At 71.3% G+C, this 12,272-nt stretch carries 14 protein-coding genes; 5 read left to right on the top strand and 9 right to left on the bottom strand.

Annotation, left to right across the window (positions count from 1 at the left end; translation table 11 throughout):
* Positions 1 to 3 precede the first annotated feature (3 nt).
* Positions 4 to 486: a hypothetical protein gene (locus P2Q00_RS46975; protein ID WP_275781037.1), complete on the top strand. Its 483-nt coding sequence runs from the start codon at positions 4 to 6 to the stop codon at positions 484 to 486.
* On the opposite strand, the gene P2Q00_RS46970 is transcribed toward P2Q00_RS46975, so the two are convergent.
* On the bottom strand, positions 453 to 668 hold the full coding sequence (locus P2Q00_RS46970; RefSeq protein WP_275781036.1) for a hypothetical protein: 216 nt from the start codon (positions 666 to 668) through the stop codon (positions 453 to 455). The two genes, P2Q00_RS46975 and P2Q00_RS46970, sit on opposite strands and share 34 nt — an antisense overlap.
* A 93-nt stretch (positions 669 to 761) precedes the next feature.
* Between P2Q00_RS46970 and P2Q00_RS46965 the strand changes: the two genes are divergently transcribed.
* The gene (locus P2Q00_RS46965) at positions 762 to 1,754 is read left to right on the top strand and encodes a GlxA family transcriptional regulator (protein WP_275781035.1); all 993 of its coding nucleotides are present in this window, start codon (positions 762 to 764) and stop codon (positions 1,752 to 1,754) included.
* Here the strand turns inward: P2Q00_RS46965 and def are convergent.
* The 8 genes from def to P2Q00_RS46925 form a co-directional block, all read right to left on the bottom strand.
* Positions 1,730 to 2,380, bottom strand: coding sequence for a peptide deformylase (gene def / locus P2Q00_RS46960; protein ID WP_275781034.1), 651 nt, complete (start codon positions 2,378 to 2,380; stop codon positions 1,730 to 1,732). The genes P2Q00_RS46965 and def overlap by 25 nt on opposite strands.
* A 121-nt stretch (positions 2,381 to 2,501) precedes the next feature.
* On the bottom strand, positions 2,502 to 3,482 hold the full coding sequence (locus P2Q00_RS46955) for a tetratricopeptide repeat protein (RefSeq protein WP_275781033.1): 981 nt from the start codon (positions 3,480 to 3,482) through the stop codon (positions 2,502 to 2,504).
* Positions 3,483 to 3,590: 108 nt separating this feature from the next.
* Positions 3,591 to 4,832 carry an HD-GYP domain-containing protein gene (locus P2Q00_RS46950; protein ID WP_275781032.1) on the bottom strand — a complete coding sequence of 414 codons (1,242 nt, stop codon included), beginning with the start codon at positions 4,830 to 4,832 and terminating at the stop codon, positions 3,591 to 3,593.
* Positions 4,829 to 6,139 (bottom strand): HD-GYP domain-containing protein, encoded by a 1,311-nt coding sequence (locus P2Q00_RS46945; protein WP_275781031.1) that lies wholly within the window; start codon positions 6,137 to 6,139, stop codon positions 4,829 to 4,831. Before P2Q00_RS46945 ends, P2Q00_RS46950 begins: the two co-directional genes overlap by 4 nt.
* A 130-nt stretch (positions 6,140 to 6,269) precedes the next feature.
* Entirely contained in the window at positions 6,270 to 6,581 is a 312-nt protein-coding gene (gene rsrA / locus P2Q00_RS46940) for a mycothiol system anti-sigma-R factor (protein ID WP_275781030.1), read from the bottom strand.
* The gene (sigR, locus tag P2Q00_RS46935; protein ID WP_275781029.1) at positions 6,578 to 7,261 is read right to left on the bottom strand and encodes an RNA polymerase sigma factor SigR; all 684 of its coding nucleotides are present in this window, start codon (positions 7,259 to 7,261) and stop codon (positions 6,578 to 6,580) included. Before sigR ends, rsrA begins: the two co-directional genes overlap by 4 nt.
* Positions 7,262 to 7,519: 258 nt before the next feature.
* Positions 7,520 to 8,164 carry an alpha/beta hydrolase family protein gene (locus P2Q00_RS46930; protein ID WP_425579642.1) on the bottom strand — a complete coding sequence of 215 codons (645 nt, stop codon included), beginning with the start codon at positions 8,162 to 8,164 and terminating at the stop codon, positions 7,520 to 7,522.
* Position 8,165: 1 nt separating this feature from the next.
* Complete coding sequence (locus P2Q00_RS46925) at positions 8,166 to 8,981, bottom strand: SOS response-associated peptidase (RefSeq protein WP_275781028.1); 816 nt, start codon at positions 8,979 to 8,981, stop codon at positions 8,166 to 8,168.
* 50 nt (positions 8,982 to 9,031) lie between these two features.
* Between P2Q00_RS46925 and P2Q00_RS46920 the strand changes: the two genes are divergently transcribed.
* The 3 genes from P2Q00_RS46920 to rsgA all read left to right on the top strand — a co-directional run bounded on the left by P2Q00_RS46920 (position 9,032) and on the right by rsgA (position 12,204).
* On the top strand, positions 9,032 to 9,754 hold the full coding sequence (locus P2Q00_RS46920) for a M50 family metallopeptidase (protein WP_275781027.1): 723 nt from the start codon (positions 9,032 to 9,034) through the stop codon (positions 9,752 to 9,754).
* Between the two features lie 108 nt (positions 9,755 to 9,862).
* A complete protein-coding gene (gene aroA, locus P2Q00_RS46915; RefSeq protein WP_275781026.1) occupies positions 9,863 to 11,182 on the top strand; it encodes a 3-phosphoshikimate 1-carboxyvinyltransferase in 1,320 nt (439 codons plus the stop codon).
* 11 nt (positions 11,183 to 11,193) lie between these two features.
* Positions 11,194 to 12,204: a ribosome small subunit-dependent GTPase A gene (gene rsgA / locus P2Q00_RS46910; RefSeq protein WP_275781025.1), complete on the top strand. Its 1,011-nt coding sequence runs from the start codon at positions 11,194 to 11,196 to the stop codon at positions 12,202 to 12,204.
* The last annotated feature ends 68 nt before the right edge of the window (positions 12,205 to 12,272 follow it).

Genomic DNA, 12,272 nt, shown 5'->3' with positions numbered 1-12,272 from the left:
CCCATGCGCCGAACGATCCGCCACACGACCCTCGCCCTCGCGGCACTCACCCTCGCCCTCGCCGGCTGCGGCAGCCAGGCCGACAGCGGCAAGGGCGGCAGCAACAGCGTGTCGTCGTCCCCCACCCCCACGAAGAGCCCGACGACCGGCCCGACGCCGAGTCCCACGGGCGGCTGTACGACGGCCTCGACGCTCGGCGCCGCCGACAGCGGCCGTACGGTCTGCCTGGCAGTGGGCGAGACCGTCCGTATCAGCCTCGACGGAACCGCGAAGCGGCCCTGGAAGCCGGTCACCGCGAGCGGCTCCGCCCTGCAGGCCGCCAACAGCGGGTTCGTCCTGCAGCCCGGTGACGCGAGCGCCGCCTTCAAGGCGGTGGCGGACGGGAAGACCCGGCTGGAGTCCACCCGGCCGCTGTGCGCCGCCCAGACCGGCCGGGTCTCGTGCATGGGGATTCAGGAGTGGTGGGTCACCGTGGTGGTGAAGTAGCGCTGCCGTGTCCTTGGCGGACGGGAGCCCTCGGTCTCCCGTCGAGCCTGCTCGGCCTCGCGGATCCGGCGGTCGACACGGCGGTCGTGCGCAATGCCGATCGCCGACGGGAGAACCAGCAGGATCAGGATTCCGAGAACGGTCAGCATTCCGATCAGTCCTTCGATGTGTGCCGTATCCATGGACACCACTGTCGCGCCGATAGCTCCTTACAAACAGTGGCAGGACTGCCGTAGACCCTCGAATTGCTGCCAATGGTGAGGCACACTGGAGGCATGCTGCAGAACGTCGCCGCCGTCGTGCTGGACGGCGTGAACCCCTTCGAACTGGCCGTCGTCTGCGAGGTGTTCGGCACCGACCGCAGCGACGACGGACTGCCCGTGTACGACTTCGCGGTCGCCTCGGCCGAGGGGCCCGTGCTGGGCACGCGCGCGGGCTTCTCCATGCAGGTCGAGCACGGCCTGGAGCGGCTGGAGGAGGCCGACCTCATCGCCGTACCGGCAGGGGCCTGCTTCGAGACGCGGGAGTTCCCGCCCGAGCTGCTCCAGGCGCTGCGGAGCGCCGTCGACCGGGGCGCCCGGGTGCTCAGCGTCTGCTCCGGCGTCTTCGTGCTCGCCGCGGCCGGACTCCTCGACGACCGGCGCTGCGCCGTGCACTGGCACCACGCGGAGGAGCTGGCGCAGGCGTACCCGAGGCTGAAGGTCGAGCCCGATGTCCTGTACGTCGACGAGGACCCGGTGATCACCTCCGCGGGCACCGCTGCCGGCATCGACGCCTGTCTGCACATCGTGCGCAAGGAGCAGGGCCCCGAGGTCGCCAACAAGATCGCCCGGCGGATGGTGGTGCCGCCGCACCGGGACGGCGGGCAGGCCCAGTACATCGAGCGCCCGCTGCCCCGTTCGGGCGCCGACACGGTCGCCGAGGTGCTGGTGTGGATGGAGCGGCACCTCGACGAGGAGGTCACGGTCGACCAGCTCGCCGACCGTGCGCATATGTCGCCGCGCACCTTCGCCCGCCGCTTCCAGCAGGAGACGGGCACCACCCCCTACCGCTGGATCCTGCGCCAACGCGTGCTGCTGGCCCAGCAGTTGCTGGAGGGGACGGACGAGACGGTGGACGCGATCGCGGGCCGAACGGGCTTCGGCACCGCGGCCGCGCTGCGCCATCACTTCCTACGGGTGGTGGGGACCACCCCGAACGCCTACCGGCGCACGTTCCGTGGGCCGGACGACCTTGAGCTGCCTCAGTCGTTCGCGACGACGGGGTAGCGGGGCTCGTTCTCGGCCATCTGCCGCAGCGCGTCCTTGCGCTCGCGCTTCGACAGGCGGTCGATGTAGAGGTAGCCGTACAGGTGGTCGGTCTCGTGCTGCAGACAGCGGGCGAAGTAGCCGGTGCCGCGGACCTTGATCGGGTTGCCCTTCTCGTCCTGCCCGGTCACCTCGGCATAGTCGGGACGGGCGAGCGGCGCATAGGCGGTGGGCACGGACAGGCAGCCCTCGTTGCTGTCGTCCAGCCGCCGCTTCTCGGCGGGCAGGTCGACCAGCTTGGGGTTGCAGACGACACCGACGTGCCGGGCGCCCTCGTCGTCGCCGCAGTCGTAGACGAAGACCTTCAGGTCGACGCCGATCTGGTTGGCGGCCAGACCCACACCCTCGGCGGTGCGCTGCGAGGCGAACATGTCCGCGACCAGCTGCTGCAGCTCCTCGCCGAACTCCGTGACGTCCTTGCACTCCTTGTGCAGCACCGGGTTCCCGACGACCGTGATGGGCCGCGAGGTGCCGGCCGCCCGCCAGGCGTTCTCCCGCTCCTCGGTCTCCTCGGTGTCGATGACGAAGCCCTCGTCGTCCACGGGACCCACGCCCGCGTGCTGCTTTTCGGTGTCCTGCTGCGCCATGCCGACGTATGCCTTCCTCAAAAACCGGGGTTCGCTGCGGATACAGGGTACGGGGAAGCGCCCCTTTTAGGGGCGCGGGGAACTGCGCGACCAGCCACGACGAGCCCGCAGCCGAAAGCCGTCAGCACACCTCTTCAAGATCCCGCCAGTCACGAGAATCCGGGCTGTCGGCAACCCAGCCGTCCAACAGCCCCTTGACCAGCGAAGCAGGCGCGGCCACGCCACACTCCCGCTCGGGCACCCACAACTGCCCATCGGTCCGATGCCCCAGCGGTCCAGGATGACCGGGTTCACTGTGGTCATGGGGGTCAAGATGCTCCCCGTCACCCTCATCCGACGGCATCCGCGACTCGGAACACATCCGACACAGCAGCCGCACCGAAGACGACCAGTCCTCCGCTGCAAAGCCCGCATCCGCAGCCAGCTGCTCCAAGGCATCTCGGTCCGCCTCCGTGGCGGCCTCCAACAGCACCACCCACGTCGGCACCGGCGACGGCGCCCACAGCTCGATCTCGTCGAAGACCGGGTAGGAGTGCCCGGCCGCAGTGCTCCGCTCCCCGTGCGGCACCCCGTCGTGCAGCACGACCTCGCCCCAGCGCCGCCCGGAGGACGGCAGCGGAATGGACAGCACCTCGATGCGGGCGGGGTCCAGCCGCCGCCCCCACACCACCTCGGCCTCGCCCTCGGGCGACAGCCGTACGGCCGCGCTGCCGAGCTCCATCCCGACGGGCTCCCCGTTCGCCGCGGCGGCACCCGGCACCCGCAGCCCGTACGCCTGCCAGGCGCGCCGGGCCAGCGGCCAGTCCTGCAGGGCGGTGGCCGCGATGCCGACGTTCCACCAGTCGGGCGCCCCGGTCTCCCGGTCGAGCAGGGCGACGGCGCGCAGTCCGGCCGCCCGCGCCTGCTCCCAGTCGTGCCGGAACTTGTGCAGCAGGGCGAGGTTGAACCAGGACTCGGACAGCCAGGGCTCCAGGTCCGCGGCACGTGTCAGCAGCGCGCCCGCGTCCTCGTACCGGCCGTCGCCGATCAGCGTGAAGGCGCGATCTGTGGCCTGCCGCCAGGAGGCGGAGGGCCGGTGCCGTCCCTTGCCGAAGATCCTCACGATTCCCGCCTGCCAGTTCCGTGGAGTGGGCTGGCTAGTACCGCCCCCGGACACCCTCTCATTCGCATCCAACCACGTACGGCTGGAAGGGCGCTCATTACCCATGGGTTACCCAGCCGCGGGCAGGGTCAGACAGTCCCGTGCAAGGACCCGGGCCAGCGATTCCACCACCTCGGGCGCATAGTCCCCGGCGGTGGCGAGCCGCAGCTCCTCCAGCGCGGTCAGGGGTCCGCCGGGCCCGGCGTCGCGTGACTTCTCCTCGTACGCGTTGACGGCCCGCACGATCCGGGCTGCCAGGGGCTGCTCCCGGTAGGGGTCGGCCTGCCGCTCGACGACCACGGCGACTGCCGAGTCGACCCCGGTCTGGCGTACGACGGCGCCGCCGAGCAGGGCGATCCGGCGCTGCTCGGCCGCGGGCAGTACGGCGGTGGCGCCGGCCGGCACCGGGTCGACCAGGCTCAGCTGGCCGATGTCGTGCATGAGGGCGGCGTACTCCAGCACGGTCAGCTCGGGCCGGGTGAGCCCGAGGTCCCGTCCGACGGCACGGCTGAGGGCCGCCACCCGGCGGGCGTGCCCGGTGGGGGTGTATCCGGCGATCTCGGTGGCGCGGGCGAGGGAGGTGATGGTCTGCCGGTAGGTGGTCCGCACGGCGGCGTACCGGCGGAAGGACAGCTGGGTCAGCAGCAGCGGCAGCGAGAACACGGGCAGCGCCCACAGCCCGACGACGGCGACCGCGAGCGCCATCACCGCGCCCGTGGCGCACACGGCCGAGCCGATGCCGAGGAGGGCGTGCAGTTCGTCCCGCAGCAGCGGGCCGAAGGGCCATCGGGTGCGGGAGTGGGCGAGCGCGGCGGCGAGCACGGCGTCGCACAGCGCGGTGAGGGCGAGCAGGGCCAGCAGGAGCAGGGCGTACGCGGGACCGCGCCATTCGCCGAACGCCCCCCGGTTGTACAGGGGTTGGAAGCAGACGGCGGCGAATCCGACGGTGAGCACACGGCGCGCGAGGTGGTCGAGCACGGGTCCCCGTCCGCGGGCGATGTGCGGCACGCTGCCGATGAGCGCGGCGGCGAGGACTACGGCGACGACCTGGGTGACGCCGTGGTGGGTGGGCCGACCGGCGTCCTCGCCGAGCAGTGCGTACGACATCGCCCCGGCGGCCCCGAGCGGCGCGGCCTCCCTGACCCGGGCGCCGGTCCAGCGGGTGAGCTCGCCGACGGTGACGAGCAGTCCGAAGGCGAGGGCGGTGGGGCGCTCCACCAGGCCGGTGCGGTGGGTGACGGCGAGGGAGACGGCGGCGAGGACGGCGGCACAGACATGGATGAGGAGCGTCAGTGGTGGCCGGGCGCTCATGAGCCGACTCCCGGCCGGCCTGCGACCGGCACGGCCGGCGCGGGAATGTGCGGCTGCTCCTCCGCCGTGACCGCCGGATGCCAGCCGCACCGGTCGAGCGCCTGCACCAGTGCCGCGACCATCTGCGGGTCGAACTGCGCCCCCGCGCACCGCTCCAGCTCCTCCAGGGCGAGGGGGACGGGCCGGGCCCGCCGGTAGCACCGCGTGGACGTCATGGCGTCGAAGGCGTCCGCGACGGCCACCACCCGTGCCGCCTGAGGGATCTGACTTCCTCTCAGCCCGTACGGGTACCCGCTCCCGTCCAGCCGCTCGTGATGGTGGAGTACGGCGGCCCGGGCCTCGCCCAGAAAGCCGATTCCGCGCACCATCTCGTGGCCGTACTCGGGATGCAGCTCGATGACCCGCCGCTCCTCGGGAGTCAGCGGCCCGTCCTTCCTCAACAGCCGTGTGGGGACGCCGAGTTTGCCCACGTCGTGCAGGATCCCGGCGAACCGCAGGACCTCGACGCGTTCGTCGTCCATGCCGAGTTCACGGGCGATCATCATCGAGGCCTGGCCGACCCGTTCGCTGTGGCCGCGGGTGTACTCGTCCTTGATGTCGACGGCCTGCACCAGCGCCCGGATCGTCGCCTGGTGGGCGGCGCGCTCCCGGTGGTACTGCGTGAACACCCACCAGGACACGCACATCGGCAGCAGCACGAGCAGCGCGGCGACGGGCCCGTACGGGCTGCGCCACAGGACGGCCATCATCAGCCCGGCGAGCCCGTGCACCACCACCGGCGCCAGGGACCTGACGAACAGCCCCCGCCAGGCCCGCCGTACCGGCACCCGCTCGGCCAGTGCGCGGATCCCGCCGTCCAGGGCGGTCAGCACCAGGCAGAACGCCAGTACCGCGGCGCCCGCGGGCACCAGCGCATACGGGAAGTCGGACCCGGCGACCGCGTCCCGCCCGCCCAGCGCCCAGTGCACCCGGCCCGCGGCCCATACGCCGAGGACCAGCTGCGCGGCCCGCCAGCTCCGCCTCAGCCGGCGCGGCCGCTGGTCGACCCGGGAGAGCAGCGCCCCCGGCAGCCCGACCAGGGCGGCGGCGGGCGGCGGCAGCAGAAAGGCACCCGCGAGCAGTACGGGGTAGAACGTTCCGGCAAAGCGCCAACGGGCCGCGGCCTGCTCGCAGCCGGCGTACAGCACGGCGAGCAGTGCGACCGCCCGCCAGGACGTCGGCACGGCGGGCAGTGGCAGCAGACAGAACAGGGCGCAGAGGACCGTACAGGCGACGTACGCGCGTGCCCGTGCCGGAACCGCCTCCATCACGCCCCTCCCGGCCGAACCTGCTCCGGGTGAGGAGACTAGGGCGGGTCGGGGGCAGTCCGCGGGCTTATGAACCGCGGATTAGCACGTTCGAGTGACGACAGCCCGTTCGCGGGCCGCGAGCGGGAGTTCAGGGCTCCTGCGGCGTCACGGGCGACGCGGTGATGTCGTGATCGGGGACGGCCTGTCCGGAGCGGATCAGGTCGAGCCGCCCCAGGACCTTGGCGCGCAGGTCGGTCGGTACGTCGTCATGTCCGCAGCACCGCTTGACCAGCTTCTTCACGGCCTGCTCCAGGCCGTACTTCTCCAGGCACGGCGAGCACTCCGTGAAGTGCTGCTTGAACTTGTCGCGGTCGACGTCCGGCATCTCGCTGTCGAGGAACTCGTAGAGATGGTCGAGGACCTCACTGCAGTCCGTCTCGTGCGGCTCTCCGCAGCTCATGAGCCCGAGCCTTTCGCTTCGTTCGACTCTCCGGCGCCGGCCGGGACCAGTCCGCGCTCACGGGCGTAGTCCTCGAGCATTCCGCGCAGTTGACGGCGGCCCCGGTGCAGCCGGGACATCACCGTACCGATGGGTGTCCCCATGATGTCCGCGATCTCCTTGTACGCAAAGCCTTCTACGTCAGCGAGGTAGACCGCGATGCGGAATTCCTCGGGGATCGCCTGGAGTGCTTCCTTCACGTCCGAGTCGGGCAGGTGGTCGAGCGCCTGCGACTCCGCGGAGCGCAGACCGGTCGACATGTGCGACTCGGCGCGGGCGAGCTGCCAGTCCTCGATCTCCTCGGCCGCGGAGCGCTGGGGTTCGCGCTGCTTCTTGCGGTACGAGTTGATGAAGGTGTTGGTGAGGATGCGGTACAGCCACGCCTTGAGATTGGTGCCTTCGCGGAACTGGTGGAAGGACGCGTACGCCTTGGCGTACGTCTCCTGCACCAGGTCTTCCGCATCGGCCGGGTTGCGTGTCATACGCAGCGCGGCCGAGTACATCTGGTCGAGGAATTCGAGCGCGTCCCGCTCGAAGCGCGCAGTGCGCTCCGCGGTCGTCTCCGCGCTGATGCCCTGGCCCTCGGGCAGCTCCGCCTGGCCGTTGTCGGTCCCTGCGTCGATCCCAGTGACCGGACCCACCTCCTCAAGATTGCGGGCAGCACCGAAACCGGTGTCGCCAGAATCGGAGGATAGACGACGACCCGTCCCCGCCGCCCCTCGAATAGGGGTGGTCTTGCCCGCAGTCAGCACCGTCCAGTCCAGGTCAGTGCGGCTGCTGCGGCTCGGGCAGATGGTCGAACCCATGCGGCGGACTTCCTCTCCTACGACGATCGGTGCTGGTGGTTCAGCACTTCTGTCCGCCTCAACAGAGGGCCGGTCCGCTGCATTCCCGAGCGTTCACCCCAGTGACTCGGCCCACTCCACGACCGCGCCCGTGATGATCGCCACGGCTTCCTCCTGGGTGATGTCCGCCCGCTTCGGCACGGCGAAGCCGTGATCGCCGAACTCCACCTCGACCAGCTCGTACGCCCCGTCGGGGAACTCCTCCGGCTTCCCGAACGGGTCGTTCCCGCCCTGTACGACGAGGGTGGGCACCCCGGACTTGAGCAGCTCCTCGGCGCGTGACTTCTCGGGCCTGCCCGGCGGGTGGAGCGGGAAGCTGAGGGCGAGGACGGCACGGGCACCGAGTTCGACGGCCGTACGGCAGGCGACCCGGGCGCCTGCGCTGCGGCCGCCCGAGATCACCGGCAGCCCGGGCGCGGCGAGCGCCGGCCAGATCCCCCGCCACCCGAGGTCGAGCGTCTTCGGAGCGGGCGCCAGCTTCTTCCCGGCCACCCGCCAGGGCTGCTCGACGAGGGCGACGGTCACTCCGTGTCCCGGCAGGACCCGGGCGAGGGCCTGCAGGTCCCGTGCCTCGATGCCGCCGCCGGCGCCATGGCTGAGGGCGAGGACGAGCCGCGGCTGCCCGGCCCGGAACCAGGTGATGCGCGCGGGCCCGGCACCCGTCTCGATGTTCTGTGTCGCTTCTGTCAGATCTGTCACATCAGAAAAGTGTGCCCTCTTCGGGGCCCTCGAGTTCCTTCAGCAGCTCCGGCCCGTTGTTGCGGACGTTGCTGACGGCGGTGGACACGGGGTAGGCACGCATCAGCCCGGCGGGCGGCGCCGCCAGCAGCGACCGCAGGTCCTCGGGGTCGGTGCGCGACGGGTCCAGCCAGGCGTCCCAGCGGTCGGGCGTCAGCATCAGCGGCATCCGGGGGTGGATCTCGGCGAGTGCGTGCGGTCCCTCGGCGGGCGCCACGGCGAGCGGGGTCGTCTCGGCCTCCGTCGTGATGACGGAGCAGGTCACCCACCAGGCCTGTGGATGGTCGTCCGGCAGCGTCTTGTCCCGCCAGAACTCGTACAGCCCGGCCATCGCGAAGACCGACCCGTCGGCGGGCAGCACGAAGTACGGCTGCTTGCGGGGCCGCTTCTTCTTCCCCTCGACCTCCAGGTCCCGCTCGCCCTTGCCGGTGACCCACTCGTAGTAGCCGTCGGCGGGGATGATGCAGCGGCGTGAGGAGAAGGCCCGCCGGTACGACGGCTTCTCATGGACGGTCTCCGCCCGGGCGTTGATCATCCGGGCCCCGCCCTCCGGGGTCTTCGACCAGGACGGCACCAGGCCCCACTTCAGCTTGCGCAGCTGCCGAACCGGCCGCCGGTCGTCGACGTCCTTAAGAGGGCGGTCCAGGACGGCGTAGACCTCCTTGGTGGGGGCCACGTTGTAGTCGGGCGCCAGGGTCTCCTCGGGTTCCCACTTCTCGATCTCAAAGATTCCTGCGAGATCCTCGGGCCTACGACTCGCTGCATACCGTCCGCACATACGTGCCACACTGCCAGATTCGACGACACCCACGGGAGCCACCGCCGACAATGGACAGCACCGCCATCGCCTCGCTCGCCTCCCTCTGGGACCGGGTCTCCGGCAGCCAGCCCGACCCCGACATATGGGTGGTGATCGCGACCCTCGTCGCCGCGCTCGCCGCGACCGTGCCGCACAACATCTGGCGCCTCTCCCGCAACGCCATCACCATCGCCCACGAGGGCGGCCACGGCCTGATCGCGCTGCTCACCGGCCGCCAGCTCACCGGCATACGGCTGCACTCCGACACCAGCGGCCTCACCGTCAGCCGCGGCAAACCGCATGGCCTCGGCATGATCCTCACCGCGGCCGCCGGCTACACCGCTCCCCCACTGCTGGGCCTGGGCGGCGCGGCCCTGCTCGCCGCCGGCCACATCACACTGCTGCTGTGGCTGGCAACGGCGCTGCTTGTCGCCATGCTGGTGATGATCCGCAACGCGTACGGCGCCCTGACGGTCGTCCTCACCGGCGGCACGTTCCTCCTGGTGTCATGGCTGGCCGGCCCCCAGGTCCAGGCGGCATTCGCGTACGCGGTGGTGTGGTTCCTGCTGGTGGGCGGCGTACGCCCGGCGTTCGAGCTGCAGGCGAAGCGGATGCGAGGGGGCGCCGGGGACTCGGACGCGGACCAGTTGTCACGCTTGACGCATGTACCGGCGGGGCTGTGGCTGTTCCTGTTCCACGCGGTGTCGCTGTGTTCACTGATAGGTGGCGGTCGCTGGCTACTGGGGGCGTGACCAGCCACCTCAGGGGCGCGGGGCTGTGACATCTGCGGCTCCGCCGCGGGGCGCGACCAGCCCCAACGGCGCCGCAGCTGAACGACTGCCTCCTTATAAAGTGAACCCATGGCCCAAAACCCCGCCACAAACACCGCCCTCTGGCCCGCCCCCACCGCGAGCGGAGCCGTCGACGCGACGGTCCACGTCCCGGGGTCCAAGTCCGTCACCAACCGCGCCCTCGTCCTCGCAGCGCTGGCAAGCGAACCGGGCTGGCTGCGCCGCCCCCTCCGCTCCCGCGACACCCTGCTGATGGCGGGCGCCCTGCGCGCGATGGGCGTAGCCATCGAGGAGGGCGTGGGCCCCGACGGCACGGGCGAGACCTGGCGGGTCCTCCCCACCGGCCTGCACGGCCCGGCCACGGTCGACGTCGGCAACGCCGGCACCGTGATGCGCTTCCTGCCCCCCGTCGCCGCCCTCGCCGACGGTGAAATCCGCTTCGACGGCGACCCGAGGTCGTACGAGCGTCCCCTGAACGGCGTGATCGACGCCCTGCGCGTGCTCGGCGCCCGGATCGACGACGACGGCCGCGGCGCGCTGCCGCTGACGGTGTCCGGCGCGGGCGCCCTGGACGGCGGCCCGGTGGAGATCGACGCGTCGTCGTCCTCCCAGTTCGTGAGCGCCCTGCTCCTCTCCGGCCCCCGCTTCAACCAGGGCGTCGAGGTCCGCCACGTGGGCAGCTCCCTCCCCTCCCTCCCCCACATCCGCATGACCGTCGACATGCTGCGCGCTGTCGGCGCCCAGGTGGACACCCCGGAGTCGGGCGGCGAACCCAACGTATGGCGGGTGACGCCGGGCGCCCTGCTCGGCCGGGACCTCACCATCGAGCCGGACCTGTCCAACGCGCAGCCCTTCCTGGCGGCCGCCCTGGTGACCGGCGGCAAGGTCGTCGTCCCCGACTGGCCGGCCCGCACCACCCAGCCCGGCGACAAGCTGCGGGAGATCTTCACCGACATGGGCGGTTCCTGCGAACTGACCGAGTACGGGCTGGAGTTCACCGGTTCGGGTGCGATCCACGGTGTCGACGTGGACCTGAGCGAGGTCGGTGAACTGACCCCGGGCATCGCGGCGGTCGCGGCCCTCGCGGACTCCCCCTCCACCCTCCGCGGCGTGGCCCACCTCCGGCTGCACGAAACGGACCGACTGGCCGCGCTCACCAAGGAGATCAACGAACTCGGCGGTGACGTCACCGAGACCGCCGACGGCCTGCACATCCGCCCGCGCAAACTGCACGGCGGCATCTTCCACACATACGAGGACCACCGCATGGCGACAGCCGGCGCGATCATCGGCCTCGCGGTCGAGGGCGTGCAGATCGAGAACGTGGCGACGACGGCGAAGACCCTGCCGGACTTCCCCGACATGTGGACCGGGATGCTCGGGGCGTAGGGACTCACGCCATGCGCCGCTACGGCAAGCACACCGACGAGGACGACATCCGCTCCCGCCCGAACCGCAAGGGCAACCGGCCGCGTACGAACATCCGGCCCAAGCACGAGGAGGCGGTGGAGGGCCTGGTCGTCACCGTCGACCGGGGTCGCCTCACCTGTCTCGTCGAGGACCGCGTGGTCACGGCGATGAAGGCCCGTGAGCTGGGCCGCAAGGCCGCGGTGGTCGGCGACCGCGTGGCCATCGTCGGCGATCTGTCGGGCGCCAAGGACACTCTCGCCCGTATCGTCCGCATCGAGCCGCGCACCTCGGTCCTGCGGCGCACCGCGGACGACGACGATCCGTACGAGCGAGTGGTCGTCGCCAATGCCGACCAGCTCGCGATCGTCACCGCCCTCGCCGACCCCGAGCCGCGCCCGCGCCTGATCGACCGCTGTCTGGTCGCGGCGTACGACGGCGGGCTCACCCCGCTGCTGGTCCTCACCAAGTCGGATCTGGCCTCCCCCGACGAACTCCTGGAGCTGTACGGGGCGCTGGGCGTCCCCTACGTCGTGACCAGCCGCGAGGAGTTGGAGAGCGGCGAGGCGGTGGACCGCGTACGCAAGCAGCTGGACGGCAAGATCACAGCGTTCGTGGGCCACTCGGGCGTGGGCAAGACGACCTTGGTCAACGCGCTCGTGTCGCAGGACCGTCGGCGCAGCACGGGCCATGTCAACGCCGTGACGGGCCGTGGCCGGCACACCACGACGTCGGCGCGCGCGATCCCTCTGCCGGATGCCGCCGGCTGGGTCGTCGACACCCCGGGCGTACGGTCCTTCGGCCTGCACCACGTGGACCCGTCCCGGGTCATCAAGGCCTTCCCCGACCTGGAGCCGGGCACGGAGGGCTGCCCGCGCGCCTGCAGTCACGACGAGCCGGACTGCGCGCTGGACGAGTGGGTGGCCGAGGGCCACGCGGACCCGGCCCGGCTCTATTCACTGCGCCGTCTGCTGGCCACGCGTGAGCGCACGGAGGGCGACTGACCTCCGCGTTGTTTGTGGGCCCATGAGTCCGGTAAGTGCATAATCGCAACCGGCCGACACCGGACCTA

It is taken from the genome of Streptomyces coacervatus, assembly GCF_029223485.1.
In the GTDB taxonomy this organism is placed as follows: Bacteria; Actinomycetota; Actinomycetes; order Streptomycetales; family Streptomycetaceae; genus Streptomyces; species Streptomyces coacervatus.
This window is presented reverse-complemented; position numbering and strand designations above follow the sequence as displayed.

Excerpts from the sequence above, each read along its gene's own strand:
- P2Q00_RS46925 (WP_275781028.1), bottom strand. The coding sequence starts at position 8,981 with ATGTGCGGACGGTATGCAGCGAGTCGTAGGCCCGAGGATCTCGCAGGA.
- def (WP_275781034.1), bottom strand. The coding sequence starts at position 2,380 with ATGGCGCAGCAGGACACCGAAAAGCAGCACGCGGGCGTGGGTCCCGTG.
- P2Q00_RS46975 (WP_275781037.1), top strand. The coding sequence starts at position 4 with ATGCGCCGAACGATCCGCCACACGACCCTCGCCCTCGCGGCACTCACC.
- P2Q00_RS46920 (WP_275781027.1), top strand. The coding sequence starts at position 9,032 with ATGGACAGCACCGCCATCGCCTCGCTCGCCTCCCTCTGGGACCGGGTC.
- P2Q00_RS46950 (WP_275781032.1), bottom strand. The coding sequence starts at position 4,832 with ATGAGCGCCCGGCCACCACTGACGCTCCTCATCCATGTCTGTGCCGCC.
- P2Q00_RS46970 (WP_275781036.1), bottom strand. The coding sequence starts at position 668 with ATGGATACGGCACACATCGAAGGACTGATCGGAATGCTGACCGTTCTC.
- P2Q00_RS46945 (WP_275781031.1), bottom strand. The coding sequence starts at position 6,139 with ATGGAGGCGGTTCCGGCACGGGCACGCGCGTACGTCGCCTGTACGGTC.
- aroA (WP_275781026.1), top strand. The coding sequence starts at position 9,863 with ATGGCCCAAAACCCCGCCACAAACACCGCCCTCTGGCCCGCCCCCACC.
- P2Q00_RS46965 (WP_275781035.1), top strand. The coding sequence starts at position 762 with ATGCTGCAGAACGTCGCCGCCGTCGTGCTGGACGGCGTGAACCCCTTC.
- rsrA (WP_275781030.1), bottom strand. The coding sequence starts at position 6,581 with ATGAGCTGCGGAGAGCCGCACGAGACGGACTGCAGTGAGGTCCTCGAC.
- rsgA (WP_275781025.1), top strand. The coding sequence starts at position 11,194 with ATGCGCCGCTACGGCAAGCACACCGACGAGGACGACATCCGCTCCCGC.